Genomic DNA, 20,887 nt, shown 5'->3' on the forward strand with positions numbered 1-20,887 from the left:
GACTTGATTTTTGTTCTATCAATAGATTGTTTATAAATACGATAGCAGGGTGATTTCTATTTAATGATTTTGTCTTGGTGAAGGAATGTTGCGGTTGATCAAATCTTGTAATGAAACTTGATCTAAGATAAAGGCAATTTCTTCACGCAATAGTGCCCATAGTGGCTGAAGCACACACCCTTGATCTTCTAATGGACAATATTCATAAGCGGTGATACTGACACAACTCATCGGTGCAAGTGGACCTTCTAGTTGACGAATGACCTCTCCTATATTAATCTCATGACTTTCTTTCTTTAACATATAGCCCCCGTAGACACCTCGTTTACTTTTTACATAACCATGGCTTTTTAAAAGAAGTAGAATTTGTTCCAAATATTGAACAGGTACTAATGTTTGAGCTGAAATGTCTTTGATGGTTATAACAGTTCCTTCATTATTCCCGAGAACAATTAATGAACGCAGCGCATATTCACCTTTACTCGATATTTTCAAAAGTTCGGCCTCCTGTTAAACATCTTATAAAAGGGTATTAGTGCTTTCAGAGAATTATAACCTAGGCTTCTACTCATTTTCTTGCATTCTAATCACGAAAGTACAAGCTTGTCATATTGTATTTTAGAAAGTTGAGAAAGTCGATCAACTATTCATAGAATTGCATGTAAAGGAGCGATTTACACCGTGACATTTCAAGAAAAAGTTCGCCAAGTTTTACAAGAAAAAGAAGTGCCTTTAGATAAGGCGATTCGTTCATTAAATATTTGTTCAAAAGAGTTGGAGCCTTATATTACACAACCGCAAGGGATGTTAGAGTATGGGAGAAACGTCATTTATCGCAATCAGCAGGTTGAGGTCATTGTTGTTTATCTTCCGCCATTTGCTAAAACGCTTGTCCATGATCATGGTTTTTCAAAAGGAGAAGTTTATGTTGTTCAGGGAAGCTTACTTAATCTCATTTATCATAAAGATTTATCGGTTAATAAAATTGAGTCATATAAGGCAGATGAGTCTTTTCATGTACAAGGGGATACCATTCATCTCATGTTTAATCCCACACCATTTGAGGTCATTAGTTTTCATGTGTATTCACCGCCATTAGCACATAATCAGACTTATCCTGCTGAAGGGAGAGAATAAGCTTGTTTATTGAAAGCTTAAAGGATGGCAGAAATGTGTGGTTGAACGGTAAAAGAATTGATATTACCGAAGATACAAATTTTAGAGGTACGTTGACGACGATTGAATCCTTGTTTTCGCAATTAACGAACCCAAAGTTACAGCCATTAATCGGTTATTTTGATGATGATTTACAGCAATGGGTGCATAAGGCTTTTTATTTGCCAAGAAATATCACTGAATTACAGGAAAGGCGCACGGCTTTTGAGGCATGGGCGAAAGATACGAACGGCATGATGAGTCGACTTTCCGATTATGCCCGTTCGCGAGTGGCAGGCTGGTATGCAAATAGAGAAGCGTATCGTGAATTAGATCCGCATTTCCCAGGAAAAATAGAGGCTTATTATCATATAGCCAAAAGAGAAAATCGTTTCATTGCCATTGTTCAAAGAGATCCGCAAATCAACAGGAGTGCTAATGAGTATTATAATACGAAAAAGTTAGGTTTATTGAGAATAACAAAAAAGACAAACGAAGGCATATATATTAATGGGGCTAAGATGATTGGCACTTCCGCACCTTATGCCCATGATATTATTGTTTATCCCTTAGCACCTTTAGATGAGGCGAAGAAAGATTTAGCGCATATGCTGATTGTGCCCGCAAATGCTAAGGGCTTGCATATGGTTTGTCGTGAGTCTTTTGCAGAAGCGTCGCAAGTTGAACATTCCCTTAGTGCACAATACGATGAAATGGATGCGGTCTTGATTTTCGATGATGTCTTTGTTCCGTGGGAGAGAGTTTTACTGCATGATAATCCTATTGCTTTAGCTCAGTTAAAAGTTGATTCTATTTCTAATAGCTTAGCGTATCATCAAGCCATTGTGCGCTTGCAAACGAAGTTATCTTTTATGGCAGCAGTAGCAAATGCCATGGCACATGTGATTGGAGCAGATGGCTATTTACATGTACAAGAAAAGCTAGGGGAACTTATTATCCAAATTCGCACAATTGAAGGGTTAATCATTGCCGCTGAACAAAATGGAAAGTTGGAGAAAGACATTTATATTCCAGATTTTAATTATATTCAAACAGCGAGAGTACTGGGGACGAAATATTATCCCAATGCAGTTGAAATCATTCAATTAATAGGTGCTGGCGGCTTGATACAATTACCTTCGTCCATGGCCGATCTATCAGGTGAAATCAGTCAGTTGACACAACAGTATTATAAAGGGAAGAATGCTACTGCAGAAGAAAGGACGAAGCTATTTAAATTAGCTTGGGATTTAATAGGTTCACCTTTTGGTTCTCGTCATGAATTATACGAGCGCTTTTATTCTGGGGATCCGATGCTGCAAACAGCAGATATGTGGCGGAAATATGATAAAAAAGAGTGGACGAGACAGCTAGCTCCCTTTTGGAAAAACTGTTAGTAGAAGAAGCCTAAACATTGAAATAGCCACCTGATAAAAGGTGACTATTTTTAAATTACCTCACAACCTAATTCTTTAACAATAATTTCATGAATTTTCTTTTACCTACTGAAACAATCATATTATGGCTAATCGTAGTCGTTTCCATATCAGTGGTGATTTTTTTACCATCTATTTTAATTGCGCCACCAGCAATCATTCTTTTAGCCTCGGATTTTGAAGGCAGTAAGCCTGTATCTACTAACAATTGCACAATGGTGATAGAAGTTGGGCCAGTCCATGTCATTGTCGGCAGTTCTTCAGGTACTTCTCCTTTTTGGAAAATCGTAATAAATTGTTGTTCTGCTTTTTCAGCTGCCTCTTCATCATGGTACATTTGTACAATTAGCTTTGCTAATTGCATCTTTACATCACGTGGATGGAGGGTTCGCTTAACTAGCCCTTCTTCTATCTCAGTTATTTCTTCAGGTGTAAGTGGAGTAATAAGTGTAAAGTACTTCACCATGAGTTCATCCGGAATGGACATCGCTTTCCCGTACATTTCGTTTGCTGGTTCATTAATACCGATATAATTATTCTTCGATTTTGACATTTTCTCAACGCCATCTAATCCTTCAAGTAGTGGCATCAGCAGTGCAATTTGCTTAGTTTTTCCAAATTTCTCTTGAAAGTGCCTACCCATAAGGACATTAAAGTGCTGATCGGTGCCCCCTAACTCAATATCACATTCAAGCACAACAGAATCGTATCCTTGCATGACTGGGTAGAAGAATTCGTGTAAAGAAATCGGCTTCCCGAAGGCAATTCTTTCTTCAAAGTCATCACGTTCCATTAAACGGGCAATGGTAATTTTACCTGCTAATTGAATGACATCATCAAACTTAAGTTGAGAGAGCCATGTTGAATTATAATGTAATTCAACTTTTTCCATATCGAGTACTTTACCAAATTGCTCAAAATAAGTTTGGGCGTTATGCTTCACTTCTTCATCGGTTAACGGCTTTCTAGCGATGGACTTACCTGTTGGATCACCAATCTTACCAGTAAAATCCCCAATTAATAATTGAATCGTATGACCATTATCTTGGAATTGCTTTAACTTCTTTAAAACAACCGTATGACCTAAATGAACGTCAGGAGCTGAAGGGTCTAAGCCAAGCTTTATCTTTAAAGGTTTATTTAATAAAATAGATTTTGCTAACTTTTCTTCTAATTCTTCAGTGGGTATTATTTCTTGCACACCTTGTTTGTATAACTTTAATTGTCTCTGTAACTCTTTTAATTGCTGTTCTGATAATTTTTCTTTCACAATTATTCACATCCTTAAAAAATAATAAAAATCCACATCCCTGATAAAAGGGACGTGGATTTCACGCGTTACCACCCTAATTGAGAAGTATAATACTTCTCCACCTCAACATTTAACGAACGTAGCCGTTCATTGCAAGTAGCAATGAAAGTTCAAGAAGTTGTAATTCGCTTCATCCTTTATACCGACTCTCAGTCATTTGTCGGCTCTCTGTGATAGGGAGGAGGTTGCTACTAAGACTTCTATCATCACTTTTTCTTTATTAAAATTTATTGTCTTTAATGAGCCGGTAAAGGGTTGCAGCTAATTGCTTTTGATCGTCCGTTTTTAACCCTTTAACAATGGAGATTTCTCCCTCATGAAATTCGGGATAAAGCTCTTCAATGACGTCTCTACCCTTAGGTGTAATCACAACAAAAGTGTTTCGGCGATCTCTTGGGTCGGTTTCCCTTCTGCAAAATGACTTATTCTCTAATGTACGCATAATATTACTGATTGTTGCTTTTGATACACCTGCAGAAAGGGCAAGCTCTTTTGTTTCCATTTTTCCATATATCCATAAATCATAAAGAATCGAAAAGGAAGTCCAAGAGATTTTATGCTTGGCTAACACTTCTTGCTCTAGCTTATTTTTAATGCCTTGGCCAATGCGATATAGGCTAGTGACTACGGCTATTGCATTTGGCTCTATCGTTGTTTTTTTACTTATCTTTTGAATGACCGTTGACTCTTCAGGATGCAAATAGCCATCTTCGTCTAATTGGTGAATAGGATCACCCCTCTTTTATTTTCAGAATCATTAGCTATGAAATGATTCTACAAAAAAAGAAACAGAATTGCAACCCTCAAACTTAAGGGTAATACAAAACTGTTTGATAAATAATCATATCTTCCCCAATATTGCGATACGTATGAGCTTTGTTGGCGGAGAAACGGATGGAATTACCTGGTTGAATGGTGTATTGTTGTTCATTAATTTCAAGTTGTAGTGTACCAGTGATCACCGTTACATACTCTTCAACACCTTCATTATGTTTTTCTGATAGATGTTCATAACCTGTCTCAATCTCGACAGTAAAAATTTCAAACTTTTTCCTTGGGTCAAATGGGAAGACCGGATATACGCGATATTTCCCACTATACTCCATAATGGGGCTTATATCATGGCGATTAACCACATGAATAGGAGACTGCTGTTCCTTAATTAAAGATGAGAAGGAAACTTGTAATCCTGTGGCAATCTTCCATAATGTTGTCACTGTTGGGTTGGATTCACCACGTTCTATTTGCCCAAGCATCGCTTTACTTACATTAGTTAAGTTTGCTGTAGTATCTAGACTTAAACCTCGTGCTTTACGTAGATTTTTTAAGTTAACACCGATATTTTTTTGAATATTATCCATAATTCCTCCGAAAATGATTGTTTATTATAACGTACGAATGTATAATATAATGTACAAATAACTAATCAGTTTATTTATTCAATATTATACTATTTTTTGGGATGAAGGGTAGGGAGAAATCTTGGCGGAGCTATTGTTACAAACAAGAGAAGTACCATTTCGAAAAGGGGTGCAGGCTGGTGTAAGTATTGCGATTGGTTATGCCCCCGTTGCACTTACGTTTGGCTTATTAGCAAAGACAACAGGTTTATCTTTTATAGAGACTGTACTTATGAGTATGATTGTTTTTGCAGGTGCATCACAATATATTGCACTTAGCTTAATTAGTTTAGGGACGAGTACTTTCGAAATTATTTTTACAACTTTTATTGTTAATATTCGCCATTTTCTGATGAGTACAGCGCTTAATGAAAAAGCCGAAGATGACAGACTAATGAAAAAGGCACTCTATTCATTCGGCATTACAGATGAATCTTTTTCAGTTATTGCTACAAAAGATGGCGTGCAAAAAACTGGTTTTATTTTAGGTGTGAATATCATTGGGTATATGAGCTGGGTTACCTTTACTGCTCTTGGGTTCGTCGTTGGTGCAAACTTGCCACAAGTGTTACAAGAAAGCATGACAGTTGCGCTATATGCAATGTTTATTGGTCTACTTGTCCCTTCGATGAAAGGCAGTGCTAAAGTTGTTTACCTTGCTGCTATTGCTGCCGGATTAAACACTATTTTTACCTTTACCGGTGCACTTTCAACAGGATGGTCAATTGTTATAGCAACTTTAATTTCTTCCGTTCTTGTTGAGGTTATAGAAGGAATGAAGAGGGAGGATCGGCAAAATGAGCAATGAAGTACTTTGGTTAATTATTGGCATGGGTCTTGTTACATATCTTCCAAGGGTTGCGCCATTTTTACTTTTTAAAGGAAAGGAACTGCCTATATTTGTGCAATCTGTTCTGAAAAATGTTCCTTATGCGACTCTCGGTGCTCTTATTTTTCCTGGGGTTTTGCTTATTGGAGAAAGCATCTGGTACGGCTTACTTGGTGCAGCGATTGCGTTTATTGTTGCTTATATTGGCGCGAATGTAGTCTTTGTTGTCCTTAGTGCTATTATTGTTTTGTCAGGTTACTCCTTATTCATCAGTTAGTTATTTCTTTCCTCTTTTTTGCAGTTCTAAATATGGAAAAGTATACTAAACTAAGTATGAAGGGTTGTACTTTTTTCATTGAGATTAAAGGAGGGAACAAATTGGCAAGAAAAATTGGTCTTTATGGCATTCTTGGCTACTTTTTATATGGTTTATTCTTTTATTGGTATTTATTCCATTTTGCAAATACAGATTTACCATTCGAGTATCAAGGTACAGTTGCTGATCCTGCCACTTTTTTAAATGGTAGAGAACTTGTATTAACTGAGGAATATTCAAAAATACGTAATTTACTATTTTTCTTGTCTACACCTTTTGAATGGATGTTTTACTTATCAATTCTTTTATTGGGGTTATCTGGTGCATTTAAAAAATGGGCTGAGCAATCTTCTAAATTCAAATTTGTGCAAACGTCTATTTATGTTGCTTGGTTGTCACTATTCGCTTTTATCGCTACGACACCACTCAGTTATATCAGTTATCATTTTTCAAAGCAGTACAATATTTCTACGCAAAGCTTTGCTAGCTGGATGAAAGATGAACTTATAGACTTTTGGGTGAACTTTGGCATGATGGTGCTTATCGTTTATGTATTGTATCTGCTTATTAATAAAAGCAGGAAGCGGTGGTGGCTATATGCTTGGATGTTAACCGTTCCTTTTTCATTGTTTTTAATGTTCCTTCAACCAGTGGTCATTGATCCGTTATATAATGATTTCTCTCCTTTAAAGAATAAGGAATTAGAGAGTAAAATATTGGCGCTTGCTCATGAAGCAAACATCCCAGCTGACCATGTGTTTGAAGTTGATATGGCGGAGAAAACGAATGCTTTGAACGCTTATGTTACTGGTATTGGATCAAATTCCCGGATTGTTCTCTGGGATACAACATTAAATAGATTAGATGATGACGGTATTTTATTTATTATGGCACATGAAATGGCGCACTATGTTGAGAAGCATATATATATTGGCATAGGCGGATATTTATTATTATCTTTAGTTGGATTGTATTTAACTTATCGCATAATGGAATGGGCGGTAACGAAGTATGGAGATGCATTGAAGATTCCAGCAGTAAATGATATCCGTTCATTACCATTATTTCTTATAATTATTTCCATGCTTCTGTTCATTTCTAGTCCGTTGTCCAATTTAGTTTCACGCTATCAAGAAACAAGAGCGGATCATTATGCAGTTGAATTAACAAAAGATCCAGAAGCGGGGATCGAAACTTTTCAAGAGCTTACCAAAGCTGGTCTTAGTCAAGTGAATCCACCATTACTTGTGAAGGTATTTCGCTATGGACATCCGACAATGTTGGATCGAATCATTGACTTAGAAGAATATCAAATAAAACATCGAGACGATGAATAGATAAAAAAGAGGTACCATTTTGTGCACACAGCCTTTTGCATTTGCAACGGGGGGTGTGTATATTTTGTTTTTTTAATTTTTTCCCTTCCTTACCTTGATTCCCAGTATAATTCAAAAATAAAAAATCCCCCATTGGTGGTGGAGGATAATAGGTTACGAGCCATATTCTTTTTGCAGTTGAATATATTCATTTGATAGTGTAATGAACATTTTTTTATTTTTGCAGTCTAATGCTTTATCTAATTTCACTTTTACAGCTTGCAGTTTTCTGTTTAGGATAGCGTCGCTAATGACCATGTCGACATATAAGTCTAAAACAAATGCTTCTTTCTTTCTTTTGCGTTTCATGGCGCTTGCTTTCATTAATTCGGCGTATGATTTTTCTTTCATAAAAATCACCCCAATGGCTTTTTATTAGTATATGTAAAGAATTGTATTTATTCAACTTATTTTTGAATTTTTAAAAAATTTAATATATTATTTTCAAATAAATTGTCAATTAAATAGGAAAAAAGACTGGTTATCATCTTCTCTTTCTGGTAAAATAGAGCTAATTTTAAAAATATTTAGTTTATTTTTCAAAAAAAGTAAAGGGGTGTACCGTTTTATGGCTGAGAAGGAAACGATGATTGAAGAGTATGAAATTAATACAGAAACAATGATGATTTTGCCTATTGAATATGGTAGTAAGATTTATTCTCATATTTATGAAATCGAAGGTGAAGCGGTTTCGCCTTTTAAACCGCTTGAAATTATTAAGAAAAGTTGTCGCTTCTTTGGTGCTAGCTATGAAGGTAGAAAAGAGGGGACAAGACAACTGACAGGTATTACACATAAAGCACCTATTACGATTGATCCCACTAATCTCATTTATTTTTTTCCCACAGCTTCTGCTACAAACCCCAACTGTATATGGATATCTAATGAGCATGTGCTCCATTATCGTCCGCATGAGGGAGGACAAACAGAAGTAACTTTTAGAAATAGGCGTACGCATATTATCCCTGTTTCACATAACATATTTCAAAATCAAATTCTAAGAACCGTTCTGTTAAAAGATACGTTATCGAGCAGAATTGAAGAAACGGAACGAAAATCGCTTTACTTTCTAAAAAGGAAAAAAGCTGAGAAAGTTTCAGAAAACATTAACTTCCTTCGCAGATTATGATGGATATTATTGGCTAATTTGCGATGAAGTATAACGTTTGAATAAATAAAACTCCAGTAATTCATGGACTTTATTTCGTATACGAGGGTTAAAATAATTATGCTGCTCTTCATATCCTTTATAAAGAAACATGAACATTGTAAATGCTTCATCGCGCTTAATTTCTTGTACACTCAACTTTTCTTTATTCATATAGTGCTTCACGCTTCTTAATTCCTTCTGAATTACCCTCATTGTTTCATCAACTAAATTCACATAAGGTTGCTTCAACTTAAACGGACTTGCATCAATCACTTTTAAATCCCTATTAAGTATCGTAAGCACCATTGGCAAATAAATCGCTTGTTCCATAATATTCCGGTCTCGCTCAGGAATTCTTGTCATCGTAAATACTTCTCCTTTTTTGGTATAGAACATTTGTTCTTATTATATTCTACTCTCATTAAAATATTCATGCAACTGTATCCATTTTTTGTTATTTGATTTTTAGCTTGAAAGAGAGGTATGAATTACTCACAATAAAAGTGGGTAAATAAAGGGGAATATTCCTTACGTCACGAATAAAAGTGAGAAGAACCTATAGAGGAGTGAAGAGGATGAATGCAAAAAAACGAATCAAGCCGGAGGATCAATATCAACTGAAGTCGGTAACTGATCCACAATTAAGTAAGAATGGCTATGATTGTATTTATATAGAAACGACCATGTGTGAAGAAGAAAATACATATAGCTCTCATTTGTTTTACATAAATACCAATCAACCTGCAGAAACGCAACAATTAACATACGGAAAAGGGAGAAACTTGGCACCAAGATGGTCACCAGATGGGTCACAAATCGCATTTGTTTCTAATCGTAATAATGAGGTGAATCAAATATTTATGTTATCAATGAATGGAGGCGAAGCAAAACAGCTGACAAATGAACCGAATGGTGCGACCAACCCTATATGGTCACCGGATGGTAAAAGAATCGCTTTTCAATCAACTGTAGAGAAAGAGAACCTTCCAGAAAAAAACAAGGATAAACCAGAGCCGGTTGAAATAGAAAGGATGAAATATAAGTCTGACGCCAAAGGTTTATGGTCTGGTGATTATCAACATATTGGCGTAATTGATATTGCTTCAGGAGAGCGTGAATGGCTTACAACAGGAGAGCAGGATTATTATCTCCAATGCTGGTCTCCGGACAATCAATCCATCGCATTATTAGCCGATTTGGCAACAGATAAAGATCATTCCTTCAATAATGATGTTTACATATTAGATGTTGAAAGTAAGCAGATGGAGAATATGACAAAAGGAGTTGCCAGCTTCTCTCATGTATCATGGTCCCCTGATGGCAAATGTTTAGGGCTAATTGGGTCGAAGTCGACTTATAAGAATGCTTCTTTGTCCAAGATATGGACATTAGATGTATTCTCAGGAGAATTGACTTGTTTAACAGAAGAATGGGATGTACAAGTCGGTGATTATGTTGTTGCTGACTTCCATCAGTCTGCAAATACTTCACAGATTTTATGGGCTGAGGATAGCTCGAGCTTCTATTTTCTAGCATCTGACCATGGCAATACAGTACTGTATTTTGGCACAGTTGAAGGAGCGATGTATCCCGCATTATTAGAAGAAAGGCATCATATTTATGGTGTTTCTACAGGGGGCACGATAGATAAAGCGATAGTAGCGATTAGCACACCTACTAATCCAGGAGATTTATACTTGTTGAACGTGACTAGTGGGGAAAAAACAAGACTGACAAATATTAATCAAGCGTTCTTTGAGGAGACGGCTGTTGCTGATGCAGAGGTCCTTCAATATCAATCGATAGATGGCTGGGAATTACAAGGTTGGTTAATAAAGCCAATAAATCACGAGACAAGAGAGAAGTATCCTCTTATTGTAGAGATTCATGGTGGTCCACACACGATGTATGCCAATACATATGTCCATGAATTTCAAGTGTTAGCCGCAGAGGGATATGCGGTGTTATATACAAATCCACGGGGCAGTCATGGATATGGACAAGCTTTTGTAGATGCTGTTAGAGGAGATTATGGTGGCAAAGATTATGAAGATATCATGACTGCTGTCGATTATGTTCTCGAATATGATGAGGGAATTGATCGTGAGAGGTTAGGGGTAACAGGCGGTAGCTACGGTGGATTTATGACAAATTGGATTGTAGGACATACAAATCGTTTTAAGGCAGCTGTTACCCAGCGCTCCATATCTAACTGGATTAGCTTTTATGGTGTAAGTGATATCGGCTATTATTTCACTGACTGGCAAATAAAAGGCCAGTTAAATGATATAGAAAAATTATGGAAACATTCACCATTAGCATTTGTGGAACAAGTAGACACCCCACTATTAATTTTACATAGTGAAAATGATTTAAGATGCCCGATTGAACAAGCAGAGCAATTTTACATTGCATTAAAACACCATAACAAACAAGCGAAGTTTATTCGTTTTCCACAAGCTAATCATGAACTCTCTAGAAGTGGTCACCCAAACTTAAGAATGAAGAGACTTCATTATATAAAAAATTGGTTTAATCAATATATTTAAAGATGCTTACCCCGGAAGTGTGATCACTTTCGGGGTATTTGGTAATATTTCGTAAGTGAAACTTTTTTCATGCTGTATCAGTCATATATAAAGGGACGGAAATATCTTTATAAAGATGTAAAGATAATAAAGAAATGATTTAGAAAAAAGGCTGTAACGTGTATAATTCTAGTATATCTTTTAAAAGAGTTACTGTTCTGTTTATTCCAAAAGTAACAGTATCGGGATAATCTGATATAATTTACAAAAAGAAAGAAAAGAATAATAGGATGAAAGGATATATCTAAAATGAGATCTGAAAGACATCAAGGAAAGAAGAAAAAGCGGAAATTTGGCAAAATAATAAGAAATTTATTTATCATATTCTTGCTTGTTGTTGTTGCAGTAGTAGGATATTCTTACTACCAATTTAAACAAGGTCTACAAACTTCTAAAGCAGATAATGATTCAAGTGTACCAGAGCAAGTATACGAATTTAATGGTGAAAAAGATCAATACGGTGGAACGAATATTTTACTCTTAGGTAGTGACTCAAGAGGAGAAGAAAATGCACGTGCAGATACAATTATGGTTGCACATTATCAACCTGATTCAGGCACTTATAAAATGATTTCTTTTATGCGCGATATGTATGTCGATATTCCAGGACATGGTCAAAATCGTATTAATGCTGCACTTGCTTATGGAGGTCCAGAATTATTAAGGCAAACGATTAAAGAGAACTTTAACATCGACTCGCAATATTATGCAATTCTTGATTTTGAGGGGTTTGAAAAGGTCATTGATGTGGCTTTTCCAAACGGTGTAGAAATCAATGTGGAGAAAGAGATGTCTCAGAAAATCGGTGTAACATTAAAACCTGGATTACAGAAATTGGATGGCGAACACCTATTAGGATATGTCAGATTCAGAAATGACGCGGTTGGCGATTTCGGTCGAGTTGAAAGACAACAAAACGCGATTAAAGCAGTAATGAATCAATTTACTAGTTTAAATACGATAGCTAAACTACCTAAACTAGTAGGAGTTGTTACACCTTACGTCAATACCAATATGAAAACAAGTGACATCTTATATATGGGAAAAGATGTTTTAATGAATGGAAGCCCGCAAGTAGAGTCATTAAGAATTCCAGCAGATGGCACTTACCAAAATGTTAGAATCAGTGGAATGGCTGTTTTACAGGTTGATTTAGAAGCAAACAAACAAGAGTTACAGCAATTTTTAACTAACTAAAAGAAGAATATCTATGTTTTTTCGAGCGAGAGAAGGAGAGTATGGATGGATTTAGAGAGTATCAGACAGTGGCTTACACTAGAAAATATATTAGCTCTAATTGAAGAATATCGTTCATTTGGCCCTCTTCCAGGAATTCTACTACCTTTAATAGAGGCATTTTTACCTTTTCTCCCGCTTTTTTTATTCGTGATGGCTAATGCGAATGCGTTCGGATTATGGGGCGGATTTTTTTATTCTTGGATTGGCTCAGTTGCAGGAGCTTTGCTCGTTTTTTTTATCATTAGAAAATATGGCCAAGCGCGATTCTTAAGTGTAATTAAAAACCATGATAAAGTAAAAAAATTAATGGCATGGGTTGAAAAGCATGGTTTTGCACCGTTATTTTTATTACTATGCTTCCCTTTTACACCATCTGCTATTGTAAATATTGTGGCTGGCTTATCGAGAATAAGTATTGCCCAATACGCATTGGCAGTCATAGCAGGAAAAATGGTGATGATTTTTACAATGAGTTTTGTCGGGCATGATATTGCCTCACTGATTACAAAACCGACGAGAACGGCCATCGTCATCCTCATCATTGCTATTCTTTGGTATGTAGGTAAAAGAATAGAAATTAAATTAAATACAAGTGTAGAAAAAACGAAAAAATAGATAGTTTAGAGGAAAGCCCGGCAGACGTTTGCTGGGCTTTTTGAATTTTTGAATAAGAACAGAAAAAGAATAGAGCACATGCATCTATCCTGCAACAATGTTAAGCACCAAGCAGAATTGCCTGTATTTACTTTAAACACAAAAAGGAGAAAAGTGTGAGAGATGTGCTAAAATAGGAACAAAGATTCTATAGGTCGATTCACATTGAAAGTGAAGGTGAAAATACATGACAGTAAAGATGTTAATTGGTCGGTCTCAGACAGGAAAAACCGAGAAGATGGTCAGTGAGATAAAGCAACTTATGAAAGAAAATCCTGAAGGCTCACCAATTATTTATATTGTTCCAGAACAGATGACGTTTCAATCTGAATATAAATTAGCTAGTTCTAAAGGTTTAGGAGGAATGATTAGAACACAAGTTTTTTCTATCACGAGATTAGCATGGCGAGTTCTGCAAGAGACTGGTGGAATAAGCCGTTATCATTTAAGTAGTATTGGTACAAACATGCTCATTCGCAAGATTATTGAGGAACAGAAGGATGAGCTGAAAATTTTTCAAAATGCAGCTGATAAAAATGGCTTTATCCAGCAGATGGAAAGCATGTTAACAGAGTTTAAACGCTATTGTGTGAACCCTACTGAATTACAAATGCGAATAGCGCAATTACAACAGAATGATCATGAGAAAAAAGTGTTAGCAGAGAAACTGCATGATTTAGAATTGATTTATTCGAAGTTTGAAGCCGGTATATTGGATAAATACTTAGACTCGGAAGACTATTTGCAATTACTTGCTGAAAAAGCAAATGAATCGGTTTATTTGCAAAAGGCAACAGTTTATATCGACGGTTTTCATAGTTTTACACCACAGGAATACCGCGTTATTGAAGCACTTATCCGTCATTGTCCAAATATGACAATTGCCCTAACGTTAGATCAGCCGTTTGATAACGAACCACCAGATGCCCTCCATTTATTTAGGCAAACAGGTGAGACATATCAAACAATTCTAGAGATAGCTAAGCAACAAAAACATCAAGTCGAATATGAGTTACTTTCTCAAGTTCCGACAAACAAGCATGAATCATTGAGACATTTTGAAGCCAATTTTGAAGTGCGTCCGACTATCCCATTTAGTGGGGAGGCACGGGTCATGATTGCCCATGCAATGAATCGCAGAGCAGAAATTGAGGGGATTGCCCGGAAGGTTCGTGCCCTTGTTCGTGATGAAGGGTTAAGGTATAAAGATATAACCGTACTTATGAGAAACGGTCATGAATATCATGATTTAATTACAACCGTGTTTAATGATTATGAGATTCCTTTATTTATTGATAGAAAGAAGTCCATGTTACATCATCCTGTTGTCGAATTTATTCGTTCCAGTTTAGAGGTGTTAATGAGTAACTGGCGATATGAACCTGTTTTCCGTACGATAAAAACTGAAATGATTTTTCCACTTAACTATTCGTCTTCATTATTACGTGAGAAGATGGACCGGTTAGAAAATTATGTTTTATCTTATGGCATACAAGGTAGTAAATGGACAAAGAAAGAGCGCTGGAAATATCGGAGAATTCGTGGCCTTGAGATGACAAATACAGGGCAAACAGATGCAGAAAGAGACATAGAAGAAGAAGTCAACCAATTAAGAGATATCGTAGCTGCACCACTATTGAGACTTTCAAGGCGAATGAAGAAAGCGGAAACAGGCAGGGAGTACGCAGAAGCCCTTTATTTATATTTAGAAGAAACAGATATCCCAGCCAAAATAGAAAAACTGCAAATAGAGACGGAAGAAAGAGGAGAGCTTGTTAGATCTCGAGAGCATAACCAAGCATGGAATGCAGTTGTTGAGCTATTGGATGAATATGTAGAAATGCTTGGTAGTGAGCAGATGACGACAGAGCGCTTTGCGACAATATTAGATGCAGGTATTGAAGCACTACAATTTAGTATTGTACCACCTGCAATGGACCAGGTAATTGCTGCTGATATGGAAAGGTCACGAGTGGCTGATATGAAAGCTGCCTTTATTATTGGTTTAAATGAAGGGGTTCTACCAGCAAAGTTTCCAGAAGAAGGTGTATTAGCAGATGATGATCGCGAGCAGTTATTGTCACTAGGAATGAAAGTAGCTCCTTCAACGAAAACGAGATTGTTAGATGAAGAGTTTTTGGCGTATAAGGCATTCGTCACACCGTCAGATTATTTATTTGTTAGCTATCCAATGGCAAACGAAGAAGGTAAGGCACTCATTCCCTCTCCATTTATAAAGAGAATACAAGATCAATTTGTACAAATAAAAGAAGAGTATTTGATGTCAGATCCAGCAGAACTAAATGAAGAAGGACAAATAGACTATATCAGTCATATTAATACAGCATTAACGTTTTTAACATCGCAATTACAATTACAGAAACGCAATTATGCCATTTATGACATGTGGTGGGATACGTATAATATTTATTTACAGAAATCAGGCTGGCAAGATATCACAAACAAGGTTTTAGCAAGTTTACATTATGAGAATAGGACAGAACAACTAGATGAAGAGATTAGTAAAGCATTGTATGGTGAAACGATTCGTGCAAGTGTATCAAGAATGGAACTCTTTCATAGCTGTCCGTTCTCACATTATGCCCAATATGGTTTGCGTTTGAGAGAACGGCAAGTCTTTCGATTAGAAGCACCTGATATTGGTGAATTATTTCATGCCGCCCTAAAATATATAACCGAAACGGTTATGCATAAGGACTTGCAATGGTCAGATATGACAAGGGAACAATGCGAATTACTTGCAAAAGAAGCCGTTGAACTACTTGCACCTAAATTACAGCATGAAATCCTCCTAAGCTCTAATCGATACTTCTATATTAAGCGAAAACTGGAGCAAATCATTAGCCGTGCATCCTTTATTATGGGAGAACATGCAAAAGCCAGTGGATTCACACCCGTCGGTTTAGAGATGAGCTTTGGACCTTCTGGTGATTGGCCATCTCTATCTTTTCCATTGAAAAATGGCAGTATGATGGAACTAGTGGGACGCATTGATCGTGTTGATCAAGCGAAAGGTGAGAAGACAGGATCGTATTTACGCATTATTGATTATAAGTCAAGTGAGAAAGACGTGAATATTAACGAGGTATATTACGGATTATCGTTACAAATGTTAACCTATTTGGATATTGTCATTGCCCATTCAGAGGAACTCATCGGTATGAAAGCTGATCCAGCGGGTGTTCTGTATTTTCATGTTCATAATCCAATGATTAACTCAAGCAAAATGCTTGGTTTAGACGAGATAGAAAAAGAGATCTTGAAAAAGTTCAAAATGAAGGGATTATTATTAGGAGAAGAAAATGTTGTACGTTTAATGGACAAGTCTTTAACAACAGGCGATTCGCCGATTATTTCTGCTGGCTTTAATAAAGATGGGTCGCTATCAAAGCGATCCAAGGTTGCTGATAAAGCGGAATTTAATTACTTGCGACAATTCGTGAGAAATAAATATATTAAAACGGGTAACCAAATGACTGGTGGTCAAGTGGAGATATCACCATATAAATTGAAAGAACGGACGCCATGTACATTTTGTTCTTTTAAATCCATCTGTCAATTTGATGAGTCATTAGAAACGAATACATTTAGATTATTAGATGAAAAACCGAGAGATGAAGTGCTAACTCGAATAAGAGAGGAGGCAGAAAAGGATGCCTAAATCTATCATTCCACCAAAGCCTGAGAATCTTACTTGGACAGATGATCAATGGAAAGCGATCCATGCGACAAATCAAGATATTCTCGTAGCGGCAGCAGCAGGATCGGGGAAAACCGCTGTACTAGTTGAAAGAATCATTACCAAAATATTAAACACTGACAATCCCATGAATGTCGATGAGCTCCTTGTTGTCACATTTACTAATGCTTCAGCAGCAGAAATGCGTCATAGAATAGGAGAAGCGCTAGAGAAGGCAATTCAAGCGGACCCACATTCCTATCATTTACGTAAACAATTAACTTTGCTCAATAAAGCATCCATCTCAACGTTGCATTCTTTCTGCTTAGAGGTAATAAAGAAATATTATTATTTAATCAATATAGACCCAGGATTTAGAATTGCAGATGAAACAGAGGCTCAATTATTACGAGATGAAGTTTTAGATGATTTATTTGAAGAAGCTTATGGTAAAGAAGATAACGAAGCATTTTACCACTTAGTGGATACGTTCACAAACGATCGCAGTGATGTGGCGCTTCAAGATATGATTAGACAAATCTATGATTTTGCTCGAGCAAATCCGTCAATGGATGATTATTTGGACAAGATGATTGAGATGTACAATGTGACTCCTACTGCAAATATGGGCGCTATTCCATTTGTCGGTTATCTCCTCTCGGATGTTCGCCTGCAATTACAAGGTGTGAGAAGTTTATTAACCCACGCACTTGAGTTAACAAAGCAACCTGGGGGACCAGCGCCAAGAGCGGACAACTTTGTAGCAGATATCCAACTAGTCGATATCTTAATACAGGCGGCTGAGCAATCTTGGGAGACATTGTATGAGGCAATGCAGTCTTATAAATTTAAAACTTTAAAGGCTTGTAAAGGGGAAGAGTTTGAGCCAGAACTAATAGAAGAGTCGAAAAAAGTGCGAGATCAAGCGAAGGATGTCTTGAAGAAACTGAAAGAAGAGCTTTTTAGCAGGAAAGCAGAATCTTTTCTAAAAGATATGTTAGAAATGAAGCCACATATTGCAGGATTAGCACAATTAGTAAAAGCATTTGCAGAGAGGTTTGCAGCAGTTAAAACAGAAAAAGGACTAGTAGACTTCGCTGATTTAGAGCATTATTGTTTGGATATTCTTGGGGTTGTTGATCAATTTAATCAATTCATTCCTACAGACGCTGCCCTTGCCTATAAAAAACAATTTAAAGAAGTGCTTGTCGATGAATACCAAGATACGAATATGGTACAAGAGGCGATTCTTCAACTAGTCACAAATGATAATGAGTTAAACGGAAACCTCTTTATGGTTGGAGATGTAAAACAATCGATTTATCGTTTCCGATTAGCAGAACCGAACTTATTTTTAAACAAATATAATCGGTTCACGACTGACGGTGAATCAACTGGTTTACGCATTGTTCTGGCGCGGAATTTCCGCAGTAGAAAAGAAGTCCTACATGGCACCAATTTTATCTTTAAGCAAATTATGGGAGAAAATGTAGGGGAGATTGTTTATGATGAAGCAGCTGAACTTGTTCCTGGAGCTGCTTATCCTGAAGAAGTGAAGCACCCCATTGAGTTATCGATGATTGATCTTGAAGATGAAGATCATACGGAACAACCTGATTCGTTTGAGGAGGAAGAGCTCGCGCAATCACAATTAGAAGCAAGACTCATAGCAAAGAAAATTAGAGAATTAATGGCTAGCCATAAACAAGTGTATAATGCAAAGCTTAAGCAAGAGCAACCGATGAAGTATCGAGATGTTGTGATTTTATTGCGTTCAATGACATGGGCACCACAAATGATAGAGGAATTAAGACAGCAAGGGATTCCTGTTTATGCTGATCTTTCACAAGGCTATTTTGATGCTACCGAAGTTTCCATTATGATGTCACTCTTAAAAGTGATAGATAATCCATATCAAGATATTCCATTAGCCGCTGTATTACGTTCACCAATTGTTGGTCTAACAGAGAATCAATTAGCGACCATAAGAGTTCCTCATCAAACTGGTGCTTATTATGAAGCAGTTCAACAATTTTGTTCTGAAGTTCAAACAGGAGCTAAGGTTGCCATTTATGACAAGCTAAAGCCGTTTTTATTGCAGTTAGAAAATTGGCGACAAAAAGCCAGACAAGGTGCTTTATCTGATTTGATTTGGCAATTATATAGAGAAACACGATTTTATGATTTTGCAGGTGGGATGCCTGGTGGAAAACAACGCCAAGCTAATTTGCGCGCCTTATATGATCGGGCAAGACAATATGAAGCTACATCATTTAGAGGATTGTTTAGATTTTTGCGCTTTATTGAAAGAATGAGAGAAAGAGGAGACGATTTAGGGGCTGCCCGTGCCTTAGGAGAACAGGAAGATGTAGTACGTATCATGACTATTCATAAAAGTAAAGGGTTAGAGTTTCCTTTTGTCTTTATGCCAGGGCTAGCACGAAACTTTAATACGATGGATTTGAAGAAGTCTTTCTTGCTAGATAAGGATCTGGGGTTAGCATATAAATATGTGAATGCAAATAAACGGATTTCTCTTGCTTCGTTACCGCAGCTTGCCTTCAAACGTAAGAAAAAAATGGAGATGCTTGCTGAAGAAATGCGAGTGCTTTATGTTGCTTTGACAAGAGCGAAGGAAAAGCTTTTCTTGATTGCTTCACCGAAAAATATGGCTAAGAAGTTGAAGGATTGGCAAAGGGTGTCGAGGAAGTCAGACTGGCTACTTGATGATTTTACTCGTGCTCAAAGTACAAGCTATTTAGACTGGATCGCACCTGCTATCATCCGACATCAAGATAGCGCAACTTTAGATACTAGTTTGAGTCCGGTAGTAGCAGCAATTCATAACCATCCATCTAGTTGGGAAGTTCAAATTGTTGCAAAAGAAGAAGCGAAGGCGGTTATTGATGAAAATCAAAATGAATCTGACCTTCTCTTAGAAAAAGTACAGCAGGGAGAAAGAGTCGATAAAAAATCTCGTTATTATGAAACGATTAAGCATCGTCTGGAATGGTCATATCCTTATCAATCAGCAATGAAATCAAGATCGAAACAGTCAGTTTCTGAAATAAAAAGGCAAAAAGAAATCTTTTCTCAAGAGGAAAGTGGGCAAGAATTAGTTAAAGGGTTTAAAAAGCCAATTTTAAATCGACCGTTATTCATGCAAGAAAAGTCCATTACACCTGCTGAAAGAGGAACGGCCTTGCATACAGTGATGCAACACTTAGACTTACATGATCCAACAGATGAAAAGCATATAACGGAAAAAGTAGAACATCTAGTGAGAAAAGAGCTGTTAACAGCTGAGCAAGCTAAGGTCATTGACCCAGCTTTGATTGTTGACTTCCTTGAAAGTGAGCTAGCTGAGCGTATGAGAAAAGCAATAACTTTGCAAAGAGAAGTACCGTTTAACCTTGCTTTGCCAGCTAGTGAAGTTTACTCCCATTGGGATCAAGCAGAAGATACGGTATTAGTACAAGGAATAATTGACTGTTTGTTTGAGGATCATAAGGGCCTTGTTATCGTGGATTACAAATCAGATCGCATTACCGATCGTTTTAGAGGCGGAATTGATGAGGCAGCGCCAATTTTAATTGATAGATACCGAGTTCAAATTGATTTATACACGAAAGCGGTCGAACAGATAACAAAAAGGAAAGTCGAACAAAAGTACCTTTATTTCTTTGATGGCGGTTATTTTTTGGAAATATAAAAAGAGGGCAGTTGCCCTCT

Annotated in this window: 17 protein-coding genes and 1 other annotated feature; of the genes, 11 read left to right on the top strand and 6 right to left on the bottom strand. The window is 36.8% G+C overall.

The window, feature by feature from the left end; all coding sequences use genetic code 11:
- Nucleotides 1–60: 60 nt before the first annotated feature.
- Nucleotides 61–495 carry an RrF2 family transcriptional regulator gene (locus MKY26_RS02100; protein WP_307317969.1) on the bottom strand — a complete coding sequence of 145 codons (435 nt, stop codon included), beginning with the start codon at nucleotides 493–495 and terminating at the stop codon, nucleotides 61–63.
- 186 nt (nucleotides 496–681) lie between these two features.
- Between MKY26_RS02100 and MKY26_RS02105 the strand changes: the two genes are divergently transcribed.
- Nucleotides 682–1,137 carry a cysteine dioxygenase gene (locus tag MKY26_RS02105; RefSeq protein ID WP_157733746.1) on the top strand — a complete coding sequence of 152 codons (456 nt, stop codon included), beginning with the start codon at nucleotides 682–684 and terminating at the stop codon, nucleotides 1,135–1,137.
- A 2-nt stretch (nucleotides 1,138–1,139) separates the two neighbouring features.
- Nucleotides 1,140–2,552: a 4-hydroxyphenylacetate 3-hydroxylase family protein gene (locus MKY26_RS02110; RefSeq protein ID WP_341091933.1), complete on the top strand. Its 1,413-nt coding sequence runs from the start codon at nucleotides 1,140–1,142 to the stop codon at nucleotides 2,550–2,552.
- Nucleotides 2,553–2,619: 67 nt separating this feature from the next.
- On the opposite strand, the gene tyrS is transcribed toward MKY26_RS02110, so the two are convergent.
- The 3 genes from tyrS to MKY26_RS02125 all read right to left on the bottom strand — a co-directional run bounded on the left by tyrS (nucleotide 2,620) and on the right by MKY26_RS02125 (nucleotide 5,264).
- Nucleotides 2,620–3,867 (bottom strand): tyrosine--tRNA ligase, encoded by a 1,248-nt coding sequence (gene tyrS, locus MKY26_RS02115; protein WP_341098660.1) that lies wholly within the window; start codon nucleotides 3,865–3,867, stop codon nucleotides 2,620–2,622.
- A 39-nt stretch (nucleotides 3,868–3,906) separates the two neighbouring features.
- Nucleotides 3,907–4,119 (bottom strand) — a binding site (T-box leader).
- Nucleotides 4,120–4,123: 4 nt separating this feature from the next.
- Entirely contained in the window at nucleotides 4,124–4,603 is a 480-nt protein-coding gene (locus MKY26_RS02120) for a MarR family winged helix-turn-helix transcriptional regulator (RefSeq protein ID WP_095369867.1), read from the bottom strand.
- 109 nt (nucleotides 4,604–4,712) lie between these two features.
- On the bottom strand, nucleotides 4,713–5,264 hold the full coding sequence (locus MKY26_RS02125; protein ID WP_095369866.1) for a helix-turn-helix domain-containing protein: 552 nt from the start codon (nucleotides 5,262–5,264) through the stop codon (nucleotides 4,713–4,715).
- Between the two features lie 121 nt (nucleotides 5,265–5,385).
- Here MKY26_RS02125 and MKY26_RS02130 point away from each other — a divergent pair, with 121 nt between their 5' ends.
- The 3 genes from MKY26_RS02130 to MKY26_RS02140 all read left to right on the top strand — a co-directional run bounded on the left by MKY26_RS02130 (nucleotide 5,386) and on the right by MKY26_RS02140 (nucleotide 7,785).
- Nucleotides 5,386–6,111 carry an AzlC family ABC transporter permease gene (locus MKY26_RS02130; protein ID WP_341091935.1) on the top strand — a complete coding sequence of 242 codons (726 nt, stop codon included), beginning with the start codon at nucleotides 5,386–5,388 and terminating at the stop codon, nucleotides 6,109–6,111.
- Nucleotides 6,101–6,409, top strand: coding sequence for an AzlD domain-containing protein (locus tag MKY26_RS02135; RefSeq protein ID WP_095369864.1), 309 nt, complete (start codon nucleotides 6,101–6,103; stop codon nucleotides 6,407–6,409). The genes MKY26_RS02130 and MKY26_RS02135 overlap by 11 nt, the downstream gene beginning before the upstream one ends.
- A 101-nt stretch (nucleotides 6,410–6,510) precedes the next feature.
- Nucleotides 6,511–7,785, top strand: a complete 1,275-nt coding sequence (locus MKY26_RS02140) for a M48 family metallopeptidase (protein ID WP_095369863.1) — start codon at nucleotides 6,511–6,513, stop codon at nucleotides 7,783–7,785.
- A gap of 153 nt (nucleotides 7,786–7,938) precedes the next feature.
- On the opposite strand, the gene MKY26_RS02145 is transcribed toward MKY26_RS02140, so the two are convergent.
- Nucleotides 7,939–8,175: an IDEAL domain-containing protein gene (locus MKY26_RS02145; RefSeq protein WP_095369862.1), complete on the bottom strand. Its 237-nt coding sequence runs from the start codon at nucleotides 8,173–8,175 to the stop codon at nucleotides 7,939–7,941.
- A gap of 217 nt (nucleotides 8,176–8,392) precedes the next feature.
- Here MKY26_RS02145 and MKY26_RS02150 point away from each other — a divergent pair, with 217 nt between their 5' ends.
- Complete coding sequence (locus MKY26_RS02150) at nucleotides 8,393–8,953, top strand: competence protein ComK (protein WP_095369861.1); 561 nt, start codon at nucleotides 8,393–8,395, stop codon at nucleotides 8,951–8,953.
- A 6-nt stretch (nucleotides 8,954–8,959) separates the two neighbouring features.
- Here the strand turns inward: MKY26_RS02150 and MKY26_RS02155 are convergent, their stop codons facing one another.
- Entirely contained in the window at nucleotides 8,960–9,337 is a 378-nt protein-coding gene (locus MKY26_RS02155) for a hypothetical protein (protein WP_095369860.1), read from the bottom strand.
- Between the two features lie 212 nt (nucleotides 9,338–9,549).
- On the opposite strand from MKY26_RS02155, the gene MKY26_RS02160 reads away from it, so the two are divergent.
- From MKY26_RS02160 to addA, 5 genes are all read left to right on the top strand, one after another.
- The gene (locus tag MKY26_RS02160; RefSeq protein WP_341091937.1) at nucleotides 9,550–11,523 is read left to right on the top strand and encodes a S9 family peptidase; all 1,974 of its coding nucleotides are present in this window, start codon (nucleotides 9,550–9,552) and stop codon (nucleotides 11,521–11,523) included.
- Between the two features lie 288 nt (nucleotides 11,524–11,811).
- Nucleotides 11,812–12,759 (top strand): LCP family protein, encoded by a 948-nt coding sequence (locus MKY26_RS02165; RefSeq protein ID WP_095369858.1) that lies wholly within the window; start codon nucleotides 11,812–11,814, stop codon nucleotides 12,757–12,759.
- Between the two features lie 45 nt (nucleotides 12,760–12,804).
- Nucleotides 12,805–13,416, top strand: coding sequence for a TVP38/TMEM64 family protein (locus tag MKY26_RS02170; RefSeq protein ID WP_095369857.1), 612 nt, complete (start codon nucleotides 12,805–12,807; stop codon nucleotides 13,414–13,416).
- A gap of 226 nt (nucleotides 13,417–13,642) precedes the next feature.
- Nucleotides 13,643–17,137: a helicase-exonuclease AddAB subunit AddB gene (addB, locus tag MKY26_RS02175; protein ID WP_095369856.1), complete on the top strand. Its 3,495-nt coding sequence runs from the start codon at nucleotides 13,643–13,645 to the stop codon at nucleotides 17,135–17,137.
- The gene (gene addA / locus MKY26_RS02180) at nucleotides 17,130–20,867 is read left to right on the top strand and encodes a helicase-exonuclease AddAB subunit AddA (protein WP_341091940.1); all 3,738 of its coding nucleotides are present in this window, start codon (nucleotides 17,130–17,132) and stop codon (nucleotides 20,865–20,867) included. The genes addB and addA overlap by 8 nt, the downstream gene beginning before the upstream one ends.
- Nucleotides 20,868–20,887 lie beyond the last annotated feature (20 nt).

The sequence above is a fragment of the Cytobacillus sp. FSL R7-0680 genome, assembly GCF_038009245.1.
Classification (GTDB): Bacteria; Bacillota; Bacilli; order Bacillales; family Cytobacillaceae; genus Cytobacillus; species Cytobacillus kochii.